Genomic DNA, 20,434 nt, shown 5'->3' with positions numbered 1-20,434 from the left:
TTATTTACTGGTAGGTTGATAAGGCATACCTTGTTGCCACCACTGGGGTGCTGGCTTACCTTTTAAATAATGGTCAAAAAACTCAAGCATTTTAATGGTGTAGTCAATTTTATTGGCATACTGCTTTAAATGATGCGGCTCACCTTCGTATTGCAACATCACCACCGGCTTATTAAGGCGGCGCAGCGCTAAATAATACTCAATGCCCTGCTCCCATGGCACTGCGCCATCGTCATCCCCAAATTGAATTAACATCGGGGTGTTAATGCGATCGGCAAAAAACACCGGCGAGTTATCAATATAGAGTTTTAAATTATCAAACATCGAGGGGCCAATTCGGCTTTGACCGGTTTCATACTGAAACTGCCGCGCTAAACCTGACTCCCAACGAATGCCACTGTAAGCACTGGTCATATTCGACACCGGTGCACCCGATACCGCTGCGGCAAACATATCGGTTTCAGTGACCACAAAGGCGGTTTGATAGCCAGACCAGCTGTGGCCATGTAAGCCAATGGCTTTAGGATCTGCAATGCCCAAATCAATCAATTTTTGCACGCCCGGCACTAACGACTCGGTGGCACTTGGCCCTGGCGCGCCCTCACGGAAGCGTACATCCGGTAAAAACACCACATAATCTTGGCCTAAATAAAACGGAAAATTCGGCCGGTGGTTAATTTTCATTTGATTATAATGGTTTAGGCGCTGTGAAAACTGCTCATAGTAATACACCATAACCGGATAGCGTTTATTGGCATCATAACCATCAGGCGTTAACACTACACCTTGTAAACGCTCGCCATCGGTGGTAGTCCAGTCAATTAAATGGCTGTCACCCCAAATAAACTCGCTTTGCTGCGGGTTGACATGAGTTAACTGTAGGCGCTCGCTAAAGTCATAACTGGCTTGCCACAGATCCGGGAATTGCCGGAAGCTTTGCTCAGTAAACAGGTAACGTTGTTGTTGCTCTAACGCTTCGACAAAGTCATAGCGCTTTGCACCTTGTATTAAGGTGGTGAGCGTACCATTGGCCAGTTCAAACTTGGCAAAACCATAGCCCTTGTTTTCTTCGTGATACATGGCCAATAACAGGGTGGCGTTTGGCGCGAAGGCAAGCGTCTCATCGGTTTTTTCTACCCGGTATTGCAGCTGATTAGCGCGGCCCTGCTTAGTCAGGTTTTGGCTAGTGCCATCTAAAGCCAAGGCCCAAATGTCGAAGCGATCGTACACCAACACGGCTGTGCTATCGGCAAGCCAGCCCGCTACGCCATAACTGCGCGCTGGCATCGGTACGTCATTTTCTTCATCGACCCAAGATACGTTAACGTCTGCCCCCAGTAATTGCTGCTGGCCGGTTTGGCTATCAAATAGCCAATATTGCGCATCTTGCAAATACACAACAAAGCGACCATCGGGCGATAAATGCGCCCATTCTTGGCTGCGATTCTCGCTAAACACCGGTTGGCGTTTGCCGGTTTTTAAATCTACATGCCACATATCATGCAAACGGCCATTCCAGCTCAGCTGTTTTAAATAAGGTCGGTCATTACTGATTAACTGCGCGTTGCTGTGCTCGGTTAAGCGCAGTCGATCTTCGATATCATCACTTAACGCCACCATCTTTAAGTTATCAAGCCAAATCACCGCAGGGACGGTACGTTTTTGTGCTTCTTTATACTCGGCCTTTTGTTGGCTATTAATCCGCTCATCTTCGCCATGCCATACCTGCAAGCGCCGTTCGGCCAGTAAACGGTTAATGTCATACAGCTCAGCTTCGGTTTGCGGTAAGCCCGGCTTTGCCGCTTGCTTGCCCAGATCCGGCCGATGCCCGACAAACAAGCGCTGGCCATCTTTGCTAAAGCGCGGGGCATAATGCTCGCTTAATAGCCAGCCGCTACGCGCAGTATTCACTGCTTGTGCTGACTCTGTACCTGCTGACCAAAGCCATAATTGCTGCGCCGCCTCTGCTTGCTTACTGGCAGCCAGCTGCGCTTTGGTTGGGCCTGAGAAAAACGCTAACTGCGTGCCCTGCTGATTAAATTGCAGCTGTTGCAGTTTTTGCTCAGCGTGAGCTAAAGCAGCAAATTGCTGATTGGAGACACTGTCCCAGACAATCAGTGCTTGCTTAGCAGCGCTCTCAGTATCTTTTTCCTGCTTGCTTGCCTTATCAGCCTGCTGAACAACCCATGCCACTAAGGGCCCGGTTTCAGCTGCAGCAAAGTCTGTCACCTGCGCTAAGGTTGTAAGCTTGCCGCTGGCTAAATGCAGCGCTTGTAGACTTTGCGTCTCGTCTTTGCTGTCGGCTTTACGTACCAGTAACAGCGCATAGTGGCTATCACCGCTAAAAGCAAAACGGTCAATATTGGCAATCACCTGACTTTCGCCGGTGGCGGTATTAATAAGCACCGCGTTTTGCTCAAGCGCATCGCGAGCTTTTTTATCTGCGGCTTGTTCACGGGCTAATAACGGCGCTTGCTGGCGAAACAAAGCATAAGCCCCATTGGCGCTTACTTGGCCCCGATCGGCATTGGGTACACTAAACTGCTGACCTGAAGCAATGTGCACCACATAACCGGTGCTATCACCAAAATCCGGCATGGCGGTATAAAGCATCACCTGCTGGTTTTTACTGACTTGGCGCTGGCTAATCTCCCGAAACTGCATGATATCGTTCAGGCTTAACGGTTTAAGATTGGCGGTACTGATTTGACTGGATTGGATCACAGCCGAGGTTGCAACATCGCCGCGCACCATAGGTGTAGTGCTTTGATACTGGCTACAGGCGACACTGGCAAATGCCAGCAGAAAACAGCCAGCCAGGCGGCTAAAGCCGCGAACAGTATTAGACATAGAACCCTCAATAACGGTGTTTATCGTTTTATTTTGTTAAAACTTACCACAAGCCAACAACGTTGTGGCAAGCCATAGCCTGAGCACCACCCTAGATACGACCAACTCCAAGCCATGTGCGGTTAATGACCCTACAATAGCGCCCACCGCAGGCCAACACGGCTAAATTTCAGCCAAACACATCAAACAGGCAGAAAAACACTTGCCAACAGGCCACTAGCGCAATAACATAGCGCCCGTTGTCGATGACAGTTATCAACAACCACTCAGTGTGCGTCCTTAGCTCAGCTGGTTAGAGCACTACCTTGACATGGTAGGGGTCGGTGGTTCGAGTCCACTAGGACGCACCAAAGAATTCAAACAAAAAAGCCGCTCATTGAGTGGCTTTTTTGTTTTTATGGCCTTGAATATATTCATTTTTGTTTTTAACAGACAAAAAATTAAAACAGCGTGTGATTTTTAACCAGTGATCACCCACTCTTGCTTTTACCCTTTTTAGGCCCAAAAACACGATCGGTGACCAAACGGTGACCAAATGGTGACCACGCCCCTCGCAAAAATTGTTTGACGTTTATCTTTTTTGACCCCTACCCTAGAAAAACACCATCAAAATTAAGCCTTTAAAACCACAAACAAAATTGCTTAAAAAATTTATCTTATGTTTATTTTGATTTAGGATGAGTTAATAACATGCGGCAAAGGAGTAGCATTTATTGGCCAACACTAAAACACCAACATTCAAAAACTATGCTGACTTTACGGCTCATCTTGCATCTGCAGCGACGCTGATCCATCTGCCACTATCACAACTGCAATTGTCAAAAGTTACTGAACAACTGTTGCTTTCTGCAAACGTTGTAACGTTATACAAGTCCAACAGTAATTCTTCCGCGCTTTCTGTTGGTGCACTCAGAGCTCAAGCAATTCAAAATCCCATCATTGCCATGAAAGCAAAATACAGCAGTAAAAAAAAGCCACGTTTTGATATTTTTGGCGGTGTAATTACTTATCAAAGATTACTCAGTGCTCATCTTGATAAAAATTGTAGTTTTCCTGTTTTGGTGGTAAATAATTCTCTGCCTGAAGAGTACATCAAGCTGTTTACACTGCATGATTTTACAAGGCTATTTTTACACGACGCTCATATAACAGAATTTAAAACGGTAATGCGTTACTTGGAAGCTTGGATAGAAAAACCCAAAGGGGCTAACAGTATTTTTCAATCTCAAGAATGGTTAACGCTTTATCCTGAGCTAACCAGTAAAGCCAAAGTAGCATCATGGCTTAATGTCACCAATAAACGTTTTGTCAGCAACGGTGACAAATGAAACAAGAATTGAATATCAATGTCTTTAGAGAGAAACAGCAAGAAAGTAACATCTCGCCAGATTTAATCATTCCGACTGAGTTTATTGAGCGTATAGATGTCCCTAAAAACTTGCGGGGTTTATATTTTATCAGTAACACAATAAGTATTGTAAAAAGTGAAATTCGAGATTTGGCAGCGTTTTTAAAAATTTCGGATGCGGCATTCAGTGAACTTAGCAAATCAATCACTGAACTAAAAGAAGAATACCCGTCGTTAACCAACAGACACAAACAAAATGGCTGGTGTAATGATCAGCCTATCTATGCACTTTTATTTGAATATTCTGCTAATTCAAAAATCATCAAAAATGTACCTACCAATAGGTTGCTTGTGTCTTTTTTGTCTCACTACTGGACAAATAAAAACAAAAAACAATCTGAAACCTGTCTAACCAGTTCTAGATTAAAAGAAGCTTCAGGTGCTTTAAGGCTTTTACTACAAAACCCAGAGGAGTTTGATGCTACAGAGATAGTTCGTTCAAGATCTTCCCAAGGGAAAGGCAAAGCATTATTTAATATGCTCGATAGTAATGAAAATTTTCAACTGAAAACACGCAATTATATCAGACAGTTAGCACACTTTTATTTATTAGACTGGAAACCACGAGAAAGTACTACACGCAAATACAGCAAAAGGCTCAGTTTTGGTAAGCGACATTTTGATGTCAGTTTTCCTATACCAAATGATGCCTCCCTGCGTATTCACAAACGAGACAGTTCAGAACTAAAAACAATAGAGGATACAGGCATATTACCTGATGACTTATCTCAAGATGTAAATGTGATTGAAGTCCGTAATCCTGAAAAATTGACTAGGCCAAAAACCAGAGCACAGTTGGTTGAGCAAGTACTCGATGAACATAAGAAAATGTATCAAGTTTTCGATATTTCGAACAGGTTGCAGCGTGCGCATAATGGTCATTTACTGGATAAAAGTTTGCTTCAACCCTATGAGCTGATTGAATTAGTTAAATACCTTAACCCCTTTAAGGTACTCGAGAAACCTGAGAAAAGGCAAGTCGCTGTTTGGTGCTGCTGGGTCATGCTGGTTACTGGTCGTAGTCTAAGTGAACAACTGACCATGATGTTTAATTCAGCAACTAAAGAAGGTGTTTTTTATCGCGACAACCTTTTTGGCTGGCAATTCATCATTATGCCGGTTACCACAGATGCAAAACCCATGCATGTAGCTTTAAGTTTACCTCACTTTATGCTGCCTCTCTTAAAACAACTACAAACACTATCTGAAGCAGATGAGCGACTGTTGCTACCTAAAAAATTGACTGAAAAATCTATAGAAAAAGAAATTCATAATTTACTTAAGCTATTTGCAAAAAAAACGCAGATCAGTTTAAGTATCGATAAAATTAAACACTTTTGTTTGCACAGAATTATTGCGGTTGGTCAGCAAGATCCGGTCATTTTATTATATGCATTTGGCGGATATAGTTATCAAACCAGAGTCACACGTTTTTACTCTCAAATACCGATTAGCAATATCGTTGCAGAACTTAATAAGTTTTGGCATGACGTTAAAACCACTATAAACCAAATAGATCCAGACTGGCTATTACCTGAGGGGCTAGGTACTTTTCAAGAAGTAACTCCCCTTTCAACTGCGCAGCCACTATTGATTGGCTCTAAAGTAATACCAAGCCTAGCTGAGTTAAATAAACTAACTGGACGATTAGCAAGTCCTTTTTCCACTGCAAACAAAGCAATGGTGCAACAATCAATAGATGCGTTGATTAATTATCACAATCATTATGTTACTTATACGACGATGATGTTACTAGCTGCGACAGGCTATCGAGCGGTACGTAATCCTCTCCCGTTGCTGAGTTTATTTTTACCTCACTATCACTGCATGGTAATAAGTGACAAAGACGACGAAGACTTCACTAATACTCGAATTGTTGCTGTAGGTTCAATTCTGGCACAACAATTAAACGACTATCAAAATCATATCGAAAAACTGTGTAATCTGATCATTATTTTAAAACCAGAGCTTGGCGAACACATTCACACTGCCATCGACAAATTGAGAATTGCACTTCTAAATAGCTTTGGTGAAAACCAAGTTTTATTAAGAAGTGTCAAAAACAACATTAGGCTACCAGGACCTCTTTTTGAATTGAAAATGAAAAAAAATGAGCTTCAATTCATAGCTATTTCACCTAAAACACTTAAGGCAAAGTTAAAGAGTTTCAAATTTCCGATTAATTTTGGTCGACATGTTTTAAGAAGTTACTTGCTAAAGAAGCAACTTCCCTCCGAATTAATTAACTTTCAACTAGGCCATTGGTCAACAGGTGAAGCAGTTCTTGGTGATTATTCTTCATTTGAGTTAAGCGAAGCAATAAACCTGCTCACCCCCATAATTGACGAAATGTTGCAGGAGCAAGGATGGCAAGCAGTTCCAACATTGTTAGTTTAATACACTACCTAAATAAAACGAGAAAAACGTTTTGGACTACATTTGAAAAACAGGTCAAAAGCTTACTAACAGATCACAATACCAGTTTAGGATTTGATGTAAGTCCATCGCTTCAAAAAAAACTCTCTAAAAATGACTATTCAAAGGATGTAGAAGATCTTATTAATCGCGCTTCTCGCACTTTAAAAATCGATGAATACAACAATACGATCACCGAGGATAGCCTGCAGGTTTATATTAGAAGCCTCAACAAACAAGCTGGCATTAGGGCGATTCAGCTAGATTTACTGGAAGTATTTATTCGCTATGTGAAGTTACACACCGACATAAGTGCCCCTACAATCCCTCGATTAGTGACTGTAAAAAGCGATATGCCCTGTTTAACAGCTGGACTTCCCAGACTTTGCTAGACACATTTAACAGTTACAATGTAACTTAAATTAGAGGTGTTTATGAGCAAAGGTAAACGTTATACCGAAGAGTTTAAAATTGAAGCAGTAAAGCAAATCACTGATCGTGGTTATTCTGTTCAGGAAGTGGCTGAACGTTTGGGTATTTCAACTAAATCGTTATACCACTGGCGAGACCAGCTTAGTGGCAACAAGGTTGTTGCGCGCCCCAAGTCAAATGACTCTGTTCGCATTGCTAAGCTAGAAGCAGAGCTTAAAAGAGTGACGGAGGAGCGGGACATATTAAAAAAGGCCGCAAGGTACTTTGCAAGTCAGCCAGAGTGAAGTACGCCTTTATCCGTGACCATCTGCGATTATTTTCCGTTTTAGCCATGTGTCGTGTTCTGAAGCTCAATCGCAGTGGTTTTTATGCTTGGCTAAAAGCGCCGTTGAGTCAGCGAACTATTGAAGATCAGCGTTTACTCACGCGGATTAACGCGTTTTATATTGCCAGTGGCGGCACTTATGGCAGCCCCTGGATACATCGTGATCTGCGAGAAGCCGGTGAAACCTGTAGTGTTCATCGTGTGGCTAAAATTATGCGATTGAATCGATTAAAAGCCCAAATAGGCTACAAGCGACGGTATATCAAAGGTGGCAAGCCATCACGGATAGCGGATAACGTGTTAGAGCGCGATTTTAAACCCGTTGCACCTAACACCGCTTGGGTAAGTGACATCACGTATATTCGTACTTATGAGGGCTTTTTATACCTAGCAACGGTCATCGATTTGTTTTCACGTCGCGTTGTGGGTTGGTCTATGGATAAAAACATGGATAAACATTTAGTCATTCAAGCTTTACTGATGGCAGTTTATCAACGACGGCCTAAACACTCAGTTTTAGTGCATAGCGATCAAGGCAGCCAATATGGCAGTGCTGATTATTTATCGTTTATGAAAGAGCATAACTTGAAACCGTCGATGAGCCGCAGAGGCAATTGTCATGATAACGCCGTAGCAGAAAGTTTTTTTGCGACTTTAAAAAAGCGTGTGACGCGTAAAAAGATATATTCGACAAGAGACGAAGCGAAAACCGAGATATTTAACTTTATAGAAATGTTTTACAATCCTAAAAAGCGCCATTCACACACAGGCGGCGTTTCTCCTGCTAAATTTGAAGAAACGTATTTTTTGGAACAACAGACTGTCTAGTAAAAGCTGGGAAGTCCAAGCAGTGGAACTGCTTAGAGCACACTATGCTGAAAAAATAGATCAATTACTTACAACAGAAATGGTCCACCCAACCTCAGTGCAAAATTACCAGCAAGGCGCTGGCCGCCTTGTATTGTGGCTCATGTTTCGTCTTGGAGTAACTGAACAAGCACTGTTGCAACACATCATAACTGCGCAAGTAGATCACTTTGTAATATTAAATCCGCTTTGTTATTTCAAGCATAATGATAAAAGAATATTTTTAGATACGACAGCTCAACTGCTATTGCAACAAGTTTGGGCATTGCAAGAAGTTTGGGCATTGCAAGAAAGTAATGACAAAGCAACTAACTTACTGAAATGCATCAATGCCTATCTAACTAAAGCAGATCCAAGCAGGCAATTAATAACCAACAAATTTACTAAGTTAAAAGAAGCGGCAAAAATCCATCTCACGTTAAAAGCCTCTCCCATGCAGGCAAGACTGTTAGCCGGTAAAGTTAAATTCTCACCGCTGAACCATCATCGTTGGTTAAGGGTGGCGAGTGGTTCACCTCAACTCCATCCTATTGCTATCGAAAACGATGAATTGAAGCTAACAATTAGACAACAAAGAGTGCTAATTAGAAATAAAGCAGCATTACTCGGAGAGAAAACGAGCAAGTATCCGGTTAATCCAAAAGTGTCAGACAAACTCAAATTCATAAAAGAAAAAACCAGTAGTTATTTTAAGAGCGAAAAACAAGCAGCCACTCAACACAAAACAGCATTAAAAAACTGGTTAGAAACAGATGGCAATTTTGAAGCGGATCCTTGGTCACATCTGTTACTTAGCTGGTGTGTAACACTACTTGAACTTGGGGGTAGTAAAAAAAGAGTAATTCGAAAAAGTACAGTTAATGATTATCTGATAAGTGTTGCAGAACCAATTCTTACCGTTTTAACAAATGATGATTATGACTTAACCGAACCCGATGATTGGATCGAAGCACTGAACAAAGTCATCACACTTGTAAAATCACCTTCGCGTCGAGTTTTTGTCCGTTACTTTGCGAATTACCTTTTACAAACTAAAGTAGCGCCAGAGTTTGAACTGAGCGAACTTGATATTCCAAGCCATCAAACACAGGTTGATGCAAATATTTTAACTTGTCATGAAGCGGAGATCGTTCTTCAACATTTCGAGGCTCAAACAGATATAACGTCTCAAACAGCACGTCTATTATTCTGTTTAGGATTTTTTAGTGGTTTGCGCCGTCAAGAAGCGGCTAAGCTGAAACTGAGAGATATACAAATTAATGGCAAACTTTCAGAAGTTCATGTCAGGCGAAATCTACAAAGAGAGCTTAAGTCACCTCAGAGTGCTCGGAATGTGCCATTAGCACCATTTTGGCCAGAGCAAGAAATTAAGTTTTTGCAATACTTCGTTGAGAGCGCCTTAAGTGAACGCCGAATTGATCAAGCACTTTTTGCCGATCAAGTCATTGTAAGTAAGGCGTTTACTCAATTATCAGATTTGCTAAGGCAAATAACTGCTGAACCAAACTTTCGTTTTCATCATCTTCGACATTCTTATGCTAATTGGATGTACTGGCTGTTACATGCTCATCAATCAGAGAAAAAACTGCCAGCAATATGTTCTACAAACTTCCTCGAAGAGAATAAAAAGCATCAAGCTCAGCACATTGCATTTTTGAACCATCGTTGGTTAAGCAAAGAGGTGGCAGTAGCATTAAAAGAGCGGTTAGGTTTAACTTTTGCACTATCTAGAAAAAAACAGTTTGTGTTAAGTCACTTGCTTGGACATTCATCAATTGAAACAACCTGTGGAAGTTACCTGCATCTACTTGATGTATTTTCTTATTTATTTCTCAGCAAGAACTACCAATTAAGCCGCCCTTTGCTTATTCAACATTTTGGTTACCATGCGAAGGTGATCAGTCTTCATCCTCTGCAACTGAAAAAGTCAGTTTCATTGTTGCAGCAACCCACGTTACTAAACCACGAGCAAATCACAAAAAATGTCACTATCGAATCAAGTTTGCCGATTTTAAGACAACATCAAGCAGTAGCGGTTGAAACAGAAACTAAGCAAGTCTCATTAGTTCAACTTGCAAATTTTATGATCTTACATGAAAAGTCGCTATCAGCAATGGCAATAGCAAGCAGTCTTGAGCTCACCCCTGCCGAGATTGAAAAACTAATCCAGTGCTATCAAGTCACCGCAACAAGAACAGAGTACAAAGCGCTTTTCACTAAAATAAAGGCTAACAATTTAACTAAAAAGTGTACTAACAACGTTGTGGCATGGTGTGAGATCTTAGAATTTGAGAATGGCGTGAACGCTTTAAATCAGCAGGCTATTAAAGATCTTATTTCAATTATGATACCTGGAAAGGGCTTCTTGCCAAGAACAGATTGTGTGATAAAAGCAGCTGAACTTTTAAAGCTTACACATCAATTAAAAATACCGCCTCAGCAACACGCTTTTCGTTTGTTAATTGCAAACCATACTGACTCGCAGAAATTGAGGCGTGGTAATTTTGCAGATGCGCAATTTGTCGCAGCAACCGCTGAAGATTGGATTAACAAACTTGTTAAACATATAAACCTTAAAGCAGCTTCATTTGAATGTGCGAGCTTGTTTCAGTTCACCAGCAAAGTTTCTCAACAAGATTTTGACAAATTACCTATAACAGTCAAGCTCATTCAATCTAAAGAAGTTTTATATAAAAACAATCCATTGTTAGAAGTAAGAATTTTAACTTCACAAAAACGGTTAAATAAAGCCAGCCACAATCAAATAGACACAAGAGACAAAAGCTTGGCAAATTTAATTAAGGTGTTATGTTTATGGTTTTCTTGGCAAAAATTGAAAGAAAATAATCCTAATTAAACTTAGGGTCATGATTTATTTCAATAATCACCAGTCTAAGAGTGGGAAGTCAAGAGAATCTTCACAATGTGCCAAAAGCGGATATTCACTGAAACTAACAACAATGACTGCTCTAAAGTGCATAGCGGCCATTGCTTTAGCAAATACCAAGTGTGTTCGATGACGTTTACTTGCTCAACCATGTTAATCAAACCCTAACCTCAATTACCTTTCAAAGCTGGTCGTGCCCAGTTTGCTATGATTTGTTAATCGAAAATCAAATGCGGTTATTTTTTCCGCTACTTAGTCGATAACCTGATGTCACTGTAAAACATAGAGGAATTATCATGGAAAGCCGCATACCTTGGAACAAAGTCAAGATCATCGGCCAAAAAGCGCCGCTGCGCCAACAAGAGATTTGGTCTATTCGTGCCCGGCTGGAAATAGCCAACAACCTAAAGGAACTGGCTCTTTTTAACCTGGCGATTGATTCTAAGCTTCGGGGTTGTGATTTGGTCGCATTGAAAGTCTCGGATGTAATGCGCTCTGGCGATATTCTGACTCGTACCAGTGTGGTGCAGCAAAAAACCGGTACGCCGGTGATGTTTGAGATAATTGCACATACCCGTCAGTCGTTACGCACATGGATAGCATACGCTAAATTAAACTCTACTGATTATTTATTCCCATCACGGAAGCATAGGGTGCAGAACCTTGGCACTCGAACGTATGACCGGCTGGTGCATAAATGGGTAAGCTCAATTGGCCTGGATAGCAGCCAGTATGGAACCCACTCTATGCGTAGAACCAAAGTGTCGATTTTGTATAAGCGGGATAAAAACCTGCGCGCTATTCAGTTGTTGCTCGGTCATAAGAAAATTGAGAGCACAGTGCGGTACTTGGGTATTGATATGCAAGATGCTCTTGAAGCAGCAGAAAATTTGGATGTTTAACTTTTGTGTTGGCAAAGATTTTCAAATGGCTATGAATGTTGCTTAGAGTTAAGGCGAGTGTGTTATTTCTGTTTTTTGACAATGCCAGAATTGTCTCGCAGCATGCGGCCTCTTTGTCAGACTAAGCTATCAGGCTGATCGTCAGGCCACAGGTGAAGATTTTGTTACTTTTAGTCGAATATAAATTAAGGAAAGTAGTCAGTTAACTTGACACACCTGACTCTTTCAGGGGATGGCAGCTTATGAGTTACGTAACGTTCATGCGCTTTTAGTTAGTAAAGGTAAGCAAACTACAATGCTAATGCTATTTTCGAAACTGTCAGCTTTGAATAATCAGCAGAATATCTTTTTGTTAATTTTCGTGTCTCAGTTTAGCTATTTCCCGTACCATTTTATGAACAAATTGCTTTTGAGAAGAGGTCAACGTCTTAAAAAACTCAAACACGGATTTTTCGACGTCGCATTCCTCTGGCTCTACAAAAAAGTCATAAACAGGGCGATTCAGGATATGAGCAATTTGTTCAATACGCTCAAGCGTAGGGGAGATTTTACCGGTTTCTATCCGGCTTAAAGTTTCTTTTTCTACCTTCATTAGCTCAGACAATTTAGCTTGTGTCAAGCCCTCGCATTTTCTCAGCTTTGCAATTGCCCGCCCAACCCGCCTTGATAATGTAAAACGTTCCATAGGCTAAAACTCAGCTAATTGATAATCATTGCTAATAATGCCTGAAAAGCCTTACTAGGTTAAGGGTTTTTCGAATCAAAAAATAATGACGTTTAAGGTTGTTTTTTTGAGTTGCATCATTGCTTTCTAATTCAGAAAGGTCTAGTTTGATTTTAGAAAGCGCATAGATTTGCATTTATCCATAATAAATATAAGGCTTTAAGGTGCTTGCATGCGGCAGAATTTACCTGTGACTAATAATGAAAAACGCTTTGCGCAAGACGTTAAATTAATCTCTGTAACCGATCTGAACAGTTTGATCATCGACTGTAATGAGGCTTTTATTGAAGTCAGTGGCTTTGAGAAAGCAGAATTAGTCGGTCAGCCGCATAACATGGTAAGACACCCGGACATGCCAGCTGAGGCATTTAAAGTCATGTGGGCGCACTTAAAGGCGGGCAAGCCCTGGATGGGGCTGGTAAAAAACCGCTGCAAAAATGGCGATTACTATTGGGTCGATGCTTATGTAACGCCCATCACCGAAAATGGCCGTGTGGTCGGGTATGAATCAGTTCGCTCCTGTCCTGACCGAGCAGATGTCCTTCGCGCAGAAACTGTCTATCAAAAGCTCCAACAAGGAAAATCAAATGGCGGCTTCGCCTTGCCGCTGAGTATCGAAAATACCTTTTTATTGCTAGCTCTAGCTGTTGTAGTGACATTGTTTTTAAGCGGTTTTCAACAAACTTCAGAGGCCCTGCTCGCTCTAGTCGTTCTGGTGTACGCGGTTTGGACAGCTAATAGTAAGAAGCGGATGTTAAGTGAGCTCAATACGATGCTTTCCTCTGCTTTTTCTCATGAACTCGGGGTTCAGACCTACACAGATAATCAAGGCGATTTAGGCAAATTGCAGGTAGCGATCAAAAGCCAATTAGCGCATTTAAATACGGTGGTAACCCGGATAGAAAATGCCGCATCCAGGGTTGCCAAGGAGTCTGAACGTGGAGTGATGTTGAGCCAGGAAACGACTCGCTTTATTCAGAATCAACAGTCCGAGACTGTTCAGGTTGCTACGGCAATGAATGAAATGACCACAACCATTGCTGAGGTATCAAAACATATATCTGATACGGCAACGGATGCGGAGCGAGCGGCACAGCTTTCGGCCACAGGGACGAAAGTATCTACGGATACACATCACGCTATCTTGAAGTTGCAGCAGACGGTGCAGGGCATAGGGCTATCTGTTAAGGATGTTGCTGATCAAACGGAAAAAATTGCCCAAGCAGCCCAGATTATTGAACAGATTGCGGAGCAAACCAATTTACTGGCATTAAATGCGGCGATCGAAGCGGCGCGAGCAGGTGAACAAGGGCGTGGCTTTGCTGTCGTGGCCGAAGAGGTACGAAACCTGGCCTATCGAACACAACAATCTACCAAGGAAATCTATCATATCGTCAATGAGTTAACTCAGCGTGCGGCAGCCGCGGTAGACATTGCTACAACAGGTGCTCAGGACGCCGATGCCGGTTTGCAGAAAGTTATTGAAAGTGGGGAGATGTTGCATGGAATTACTGATGCTGTCGGGCGGATCGCCAACATGTCAATTCAAATGGCGGCAGCAGTAGAAGAGCAGTCGCATGTTGCGGAGGATATTAATCAACAGGTCGTCAATATATCTAACCTCGCGGATTCAACCACCGCAAATGCTGAAAAACTAACTGAGTCTATTCATTATTTAAAAAGTGTGTCAGATGAAATGCACGAGTTAGTTTTACGATTCCGTCATTAAAGCAGCGTTTAAATAACCATTTATATTGTTTTTGATTAGTATCAAAGACTGCAGTGGTTATGCGTTTCAACTCAGCTAGGCTTTAGGATCATTGAGTTTTTATATTAAGGGAAGTGAATTTTGACGCAGCATAAGCCGGATTGGTTATTGATCCTCGGTGCTTCAGCGGGGGGCTTGAGGCGCTGGAAGCTTTTTTTAAGCATTGCCCCGCGGATTTAGGCTGCGCTTACGTCGTAATTCAGCATCTATCACCCGATTATAAGAGCATTATGGATGAGTTACTGGCGCGTTACACCGCCATGCCAGTTGTTATGGTAAAGGAAGGCATGCAGCCTGAGGCGAATACTATTTATTTGATCCCGGCTGGCACCACCATCACTTTAGAGTCAAAAGGTTTCAAAGTGGTGCAAAAAACGCCGCATCAGTTTTCGTTACCGATTGATATTTTTTTGCATTCTGCGGCGCGCTTATTTAAGCAAAAGGCGATTACGCTGATCTTTTCTGGTACGGGCTCGGATGGGAGTCAGGGCGCTTTAGATATTCACCGTGAAGGGGGTTTTGTTATCGCGCAGGAGCCGGATGAAGCTAAGTTCGATGGTATGCCAAGGAGCGTGATCAACACCGGTATCGTCGATGTGATCCTTAAAGCAGCAGAGATGCCCGGACAAGTGTCATCCTTTATCCAGCAAACTGAAACAGGTCTAATTAAGCATAAAGTACCAGAAACTCATGCTTTATCGGCTCCACATGACGATATGCAGGATATTGTCAGTTTGTTGCAACAATATAGCCATATCAATTTTCATGAATACAAGCCAGCCACCATTGAGCGTCGTATTGAGCGCAGGATGCAGGTTCAACATGTTCAATCTCTAAAAAGTTATCTTGAAATTTTGCTGCAAAATGAAGCAGAACTGGCGATGCTGGTGAACGAAATTTTGATCCCGGTGACCAGTTTCTTTCGCGATACTGAAGTTTGGGAAATGCTGGCAGCGGAAGTTTTGCCAGAGTTAGTAAAACGTGCTGAGGCGCAGCAAGGTATTCGCTGCTGGGTTGCGGGGATATCAACCGGTGAAGAAGCCTACAGCCTTACTATGTTGCTGCTGGAAGCGTGCGAACAGCAACAAAAATTCCTACCAATCAAGATTTTTGCCACGGATATCAATCCCCGGAATATTGAAGCTGCTGCCACCGGACATTTTGATAAGTCATTAGTGAATACTATTCCGACTTCACGGTTAGAAAAGTTCTTCGACCAGACAGACGCCGGCTATCAGGTTAAACCTATCCTACGACAATCTATCGTATTTGCCAGACATAATCTGCTTACCGATGCCCCCTTTACCCGAATGGATATAGTGTTATGCCGAAATGTCTTGATCTATTTTGCCCAAGATGCACAGCAACGGGTATTAAGCCGCCTGCAATTTGCAGTCAATCAGGGGGGGTATTTATTATTGGGGAGCAGTGAGTCACTGGGAAATGACGGTTCGGATTTTTCGACTGTTTCGCAAAAACTGAAATTATTCCGCCGCGAGGGCATATCGCAACCTGGCGAATTTACGCTGTTAGCCGCTCAGCCCAAGCCTTTATTATCAAATCGTAGCCGCAAGCTTGCGCAATTATCGAAACAGCAGCTATCGGAATCTCACCTGGAAATAAGTAAAAATCTGTTAATCCAACATTTTGCTCCCCCCTCTTTACTCGTTGATAGCGAAGGACGGGTTTCGCAATTTTTTGGTGGCGTGCAGGATTTTATCCGGGTAAAACAAGGCGCAGCCGATTTAACTCTCGCCAAGTTACTGCCAGAAAAGCTGATCCCGGTGGCAACAGCCTTGTTATACAAAGCCCGAAAGGAGCAGCGGCCCTTTTTATCTGAGCCAGTATTAGTAGACGCCTTGCATCAATCAACATTGTTAATGGTTCAAGTGTTACCCGTTGAAAGTTTGCCAAAAGACAGTTTTTATCTGGTGAGTTTGATTGAATCAGTGACTAAAACTACTGCTCAGCTAGGCTATGTGCATCTGGACGAAGAAATTACCGAGCGTATGAGTTTGCTGGAAACGGAACTGCAAGCCACTCGGGAAAATTTACAGGCCACAATTGAAGAGCTTGAAACCGCTAATGAGGAGTTGCAGGCTACCAATGAAGAGTTGATGGCATCCAATGAAGAGTTGCAAAGTGCCAATGAAGAGCTGCAATCGGTTAATGAAGAGCTTAACACCGTTAATGCCGAGTACCATGAAAAGGTCTTGGCTATGCAACGAACGAATGCCGATCTCGATACCATGTCTCGCGCCTCTGGCATTGCCACTGTCTTTTTGGATGAGAAGCTGGTTATTAGACGTTATACCCATGATTTGAAGAAGCTGTTCAAAATCCGTGACAGCGATCTGGGACGGCCCATCGATGAGATTGTCCATCTACTGGATTATCCACAGTGGCAGGAACATTTGCAGCAAACTTTGCAAAGTGGCTTGGGATTAGAGCAAGAAGTGACTGCTGAAAATGGTCATATTTATTTGGTTAGGATGCTGCCTTATCAGGTTAAATTAACCGACGCGAAGGGCCTGGTGGTAAGTTTTGTCGATATCACGGCTTTAAAAGTTTCAGCTGATCTACAAACTGTAATTAACGCCTTACCCGAGCATATCGCGGTGCTGGATGCTACAGGGGCGATTCAACTGGTAAATCGTGCCTGGCAGCAGTTTGCCAAAGCAAATGGCGACCCGGAACTCAGACATACGGGGCTTGGTAGCAACTATCTGAGTGTTTGCCAGCAGGCGAAAGATGAAACGGCAGTCAAGGCCGCCGCAGGGCTAAAAGCGGTGATTGAAGGTAGCTCACCACAATTCACACTGGTTTATCCATGTCACTCTCCACAAGAACCCCGCTGGTTTGTGATGCATGTTAAAAGCATGGAACATCCTAAATTCAGTGCGGTAGTTAGTCATTTTAATATCACGGCCTATGTTGAGGCCAATAGTTATGAAGTGCCAATAGTATGAATGATGAATCTCGTCTCAAGCAGTTACAGGAGCTGGTGAAAAACCAGCATGAGGTTTTTGCTGCCAGTCCCTCGCAGTTTTCCCAGGATAAACTGATGGAGACACTGCAAATTTATCAGGCAGAGCTGGAAATGCAAAATCAGCAATTGTTAGAAACTCAGCAAGCCCTGCAGCTGCAAAAGCAGCATTATTCGCAGCTGTTTCAACTGCAGCCTGTTGCCAATATTTTGCTTGACCGACAAGGTGTTATTAAAGATTTAAATAGTCTGGCGGTAAAACTGCTGGCCACGACCAAACCGAGATTAATTGGCAGCAGTGTCTTCCGATTTTTAACCGAGGATGCAGGGATCTGGCTACAAGACAAGCTGCAACTTGATGGTAGTAAAACCGTCACGCAACATCAGTCCTTGATTGAACTCGCGGTGCAACGGCAACGCCGTCAGCAATGCCGGGTTAATCTGGCTTTGTTACCAACAAATAATCAGCTGGATGCTCATGTCATTCTGACTCTCGAAGATGTCACCAGAGAAACCATGATTGAGTTAGAGCGTGTGCTGTTTAAAACCATGTTGGATAACAGTCATGCGTTAATTTTTGCTATTGATAGTGACTTTAATTTGTTAGTTGCAAACCGGGCCTTTTATAAGCTGCATAAGCTGCAACCACAATTTGCAAATACGGTTAATGTGCGGGATATATTTCCGAAAGAGTCGGTGCAGCGGTTACAGAGTATATACGATACCGTGTTTATCAGAGGCATCCCGGTTACTTATGAATATCACTATACAGTAGAAGATAAAAACAAGTTTTTTCAAACCAGTGGTTTCCCGCTTAAAAATGATCAGGGTGTTATTACCGGAGCCGGATTTATTACCACGGATATTTCCGACAAGATGAATGTAGAGATCCGGTTGCAAACTGCCATGCAGGTATTTAGCGAGGGCGCTGAAGCTGTTGTGATCACGGATGGTGCTTTAAACATCACACAGGTAAATCAGAGTTTTTGTTTGCTATTTGGCTGTACAGAGCGTGTTGCAACGAATCAAAATCTGGCAAATTTTTTGAAAGTGCCGTTAAAGGATGACTCACAACTTGAGATAAAAAGCCGCTTGGCAACGGAAGGATTTTGGGAAGGTGAAGTCTTGGCTAAACATATCGATAGCAGCGAACTTCCAGCTTGGATCAGGCTATCGCGGGTGCCGAAAGAAGGCGAGTTTCGTAACTATTTAGTCATTGTTACCGATCTATCTGAGGCTAAGGCACGGGAAGCGCATATTTCGAGACTCGCCTACTATGACAGTTTAACAGGCCTAGCCAACCGACTGCTGCTACGGGATCGCATTGAATCGCTTCTTAAGCGAGCGCAGCATGAGAAAACAATCTTCTCATTGCTCTATCTGGACTTAGACCACTTTAAAGATATTAATGATGTTCATGGCCATGATATTGGCGATGATTTATTAGTTCAGGTTGCCGCCAGACTTAATGGTTTGTTTCGCAGTTCTGACTTAATTTGTCGTTTAGGCGGCGATGAATTTATTGTGTTGTTAGCGGGGACACCGGCAGACGTAGCACAAGAAAAAGCTGCACAGCTGGTTCAGGTTATTGGCGAACCTTACTTGATACATCCGCATCAGCTTTTTGTAACAGCCTCCGTTGGCGTGGTAAGTTATCCGGAGCATGGGATCAGCTATGCAGAACTCATGCAGCATGCCGATCTGGCCATGTACAGTGCTAAGCACGCAGGCAAAGCCACTCATAAACATTTTACCGTTGAGCTGATGGATGCAGTAAAACGCCGTTATGCTATGCAGGGTCAACTGAAACAGGCGTTAGCGGCAAAAGAGTTCACTATAGTGTATCAACCCATTTTTAGCGCAGGAACTGCACCTGATATAGCTGGCGTAGAGGCTTTATTACGTTGGACTAACCCGTTGTTTGGGGCTGTACCTCCGGATGAATTTATTCCACTGTTGGAAGAATCAGGTTTGATTATTGATGTAGGCGACTGGGTTTTGGAGCAGAGTTGTCAGACTGTTTTACGCCTAAATAAAAGATTCAATAAAACCTTGTACTGCAGCGTGAATATTTCCTCAGTGCAGCTTTGGTCGCAGGGTTTTGAGCAACGTATCCAAGACATCCTTGACCGAACAGGCATACCCTTTTCCGAGGTGAAACTGGAATTAACAGAGCGGGTCGCGATGGAAAAACCGCAGCAGGCGGCGTTATTAATGGCGCGATTGGCAACGGTAGGGGTTCGCTTCGCATTGGATGATTTTGGGACCGGTTATTCTTCGCTGGCTTATCTTAAGCATTTACCCATTGACACCTTAAAAATTGACCGTTCCTTTGTTAATGATATCGGTCAGGATAAGGATGATGAGGTTATCATCCGTGCCCTAGTATTGCTAGCCAACAGCATGAATATCAGTACCACAGCGGAAGGGGTAGAAACCGAGGAGCAGTTGCAGTTTTTGTCAGTATTGGGGTGTAATGAATTGCAGGGTTATTACTTATCTCGACCGTTATCTGAGGATTCATTGCAATTAATGCTGGGGGGAGAGCCTTAAATCGTCTGTTTAAGTTCTATTCCGAGAGCTGTTAGGGCATACGGCTTTGAAGGCAGCTCAAATATTTACGCATGTCATCGGTCAACATTCATCAAGGACAATTATCCCAATAGACCGATAATTTCGTTTTAAATAAACCGGGTTTTATGTCCGGTTTTGCAGTAAAGCAGACATTCGCATGTGCCTGATGTTGTAGAGAGAAATTTCTGCTATTCGCTCAAAGCCGTCTTTATATTATTAGATGGTCGATGAACTTTAATTTCGTATGTTGATGCACCGGCTGCATTCGTTATCAAAGTGATCTTTGCACTATCTAA

11 protein-coding genes and 1 tRNA gene are annotated in these 20,434 nt (G+C 42.7%); 10 read left to right on the top strand and 2 right to left on the bottom strand.

Annotated features, from left to right (window positions below; genetic code table 11):
• The gene (locus ACUJFL_RS08070; protein ID WP_445428945.1) at positions 1-2,850 is read right to left on the bottom strand and encodes a prolyl oligopeptidase family serine peptidase; all 2,850 of its coding nucleotides are present in this window, start codon (positions 2,848-2,850) and stop codon (positions 1-3) included.
• Positions 2,851-3,123: 273 nt separating this feature from the next.
• Here ACUJFL_RS08070 and ACUJFL_RS08065 point away from each other — a divergent pair.
• The 7 genes from ACUJFL_RS08065 to ACUJFL_RS08035 all read left to right on the top strand — a co-directional run bounded on the left by ACUJFL_RS08065 (position 3,124) and on the right by ACUJFL_RS08035 (position 12,086).
• Positions 3,124-3,200 (top strand) — tRNA-Val (locus tag ACUJFL_RS08065).
• A 363-nt stretch (positions 3,201-3,563) separates the two neighbouring features.
• Positions 3,564-4,178, top strand: a complete 615-nt coding sequence (locus tag ACUJFL_RS08060; protein WP_445428944.1) for a hypothetical protein — start codon at positions 3,564-3,566, stop codon at positions 4,176-4,178.
• A complete protein-coding gene (locus tag ACUJFL_RS08055) occupies positions 4,175-6,655 on the top strand; it encodes a hypothetical protein (RefSeq protein ID WP_445428943.1) in 2,481 nt (826 codons plus the stop codon). The genes ACUJFL_RS08060 and ACUJFL_RS08055 overlap by 4 nt, the downstream gene beginning before the upstream one ends.
• Positions 6,625-7,065: a hypothetical protein gene (locus tag ACUJFL_RS08050; protein ID WP_445428942.1), complete on the top strand. Its 441-nt coding sequence runs from the start codon at positions 6,625-6,627 to the stop codon at positions 7,063-7,065. Before ACUJFL_RS08055 ends, ACUJFL_RS08050 begins: the two co-directional genes overlap by 31 nt.
• A gap of 42 nt (positions 7,066-7,107) precedes the next feature.
• Positions 7,108-8,258 (top strand): IS3 family transposase gene (locus ACUJFL_RS08045; RefSeq protein WP_445427347.1). Its coding sequence is split into 2 segments (ribosomal slippage): positions 7,108-7,348 and positions 7,348-8,258, totalling 1,152 coding nucleotides; the frame shifts between segments, so codons are not numbered across the junction.
• A gap of 22 nt (positions 8,259-8,280) precedes the next feature.
• Complete coding sequence (locus ACUJFL_RS08040) at positions 8,281-11,154, top strand: tyrosine-type recombinase/integrase (RefSeq protein ID WP_445428941.1); 2,874 nt, start codon at positions 8,281-8,283, stop codon at positions 11,152-11,154.
• Positions 11,155-11,480: 326 nt separating this feature from the next.
• Positions 11,481-12,086 (top strand): tyrosine-type recombinase/integrase, encoded by a 606-nt coding sequence (locus tag ACUJFL_RS08035; protein ID WP_445428940.1) that lies wholly within the window; start codon positions 11,481-11,483, stop codon positions 12,084-12,086.
• A gap of 352 nt (positions 12,087-12,438) precedes the next feature.
• On the opposite strand, the gene ACUJFL_RS08030 is transcribed toward ACUJFL_RS08035, so the two are convergent.
• A complete protein-coding gene (locus ACUJFL_RS08030) occupies positions 12,439-12,771 on the bottom strand; it encodes a helix-turn-helix transcriptional regulator (protein WP_445428939.1) in 333 nt (110 codons plus the stop codon).
• 211 nt (positions 12,772-12,982) lie between these two features.
• On the opposite strand from ACUJFL_RS08030, the gene ACUJFL_RS08025 reads away from it, so the two are divergent.
• The 3 genes from ACUJFL_RS08025 (at position 12,983) to ACUJFL_RS08015 (ending at position 20,117) form a co-directional block, all read left to right on the top strand.
• Positions 12,983-14,539, top strand: a complete 1,557-nt coding sequence (locus ACUJFL_RS08025; RefSeq protein ID WP_445428938.1) for a methyl-accepting chemotaxis protein — start codon at positions 12,983-12,985, stop codon at positions 14,537-14,539.
• Positions 14,540-14,679: 140 nt separating this feature from the next.
• Positions 14,680-17,547 (top strand): CheR family methyltransferase, encoded by a 2,868-nt coding sequence (locus ACUJFL_RS08020; RefSeq protein ID WP_445428937.1) that lies wholly within the window; start codon positions 14,680-14,682, stop codon positions 17,545-17,547.
• The gene (locus ACUJFL_RS08015) at positions 17,544-20,117 is read left to right on the top strand and encodes an EAL domain-containing protein (RefSeq protein WP_445428936.1); all 2,574 of its coding nucleotides are present in this window, start codon (positions 17,544-17,546) and stop codon (positions 20,115-20,117) included. Before ACUJFL_RS08020 ends, ACUJFL_RS08015 begins: the two co-directional genes overlap by 4 nt.
• Positions 20,118-20,434 lie beyond the last annotated feature (317 nt).

Source organism: Alishewanella sp. HL-SH05 (assembly GCF_052655985.1).
This window is presented reverse-complemented; position numbering and strand designations above follow the sequence as displayed.

Bases quoted from the DNA above. Each gene is read 5' to 3' on its own strand.
- ACUJFL_RS08070 (WP_445428945.1), bottom strand. From the start codon at position 2,850: ATGTCTAATACTGTTCGCGGCTTTAGCCGCCTGGCTGGCTGTTTTCTG.
- ACUJFL_RS08055 (WP_445428943.1), top strand. From the start codon at position 4,175: ATGAAACAAGAATTGAATATCAATGTCTTTAGAGAGAAACAGCAAGAA.
- ACUJFL_RS08050 (WP_445428942.1), top strand. From the start codon at position 6,625: ATGGCAAGCAGTTCCAACATTGTTAGTTTAATACACTACCTAAATAAA.
- ACUJFL_RS08035 (WP_445428940.1), top strand. From the start codon at position 11,481: ATGGAAAGCCGCATACCTTGGAACAAAGTCAAGATCATCGGCCAAAAA.
- ACUJFL_RS08030 (WP_445428939.1), bottom strand. From the start codon at position 12,771: ATGGAACGTTTTACATTATCAAGGCGGGTTGGGCGGGCAATTGCAAAG.
- ACUJFL_RS08025 (WP_445428938.1), top strand. From the start codon at position 12,983: ATGCGGCAGAATTTACCTGTGACTAATAATGAAAAACGCTTTGCGCAA.
- ACUJFL_RS08015 (WP_445428936.1), top strand. From the start codon at position 17,544: ATGAATGATGAATCTCGTCTCAAGCAGTTACAGGAGCTGGTGAAAAAC.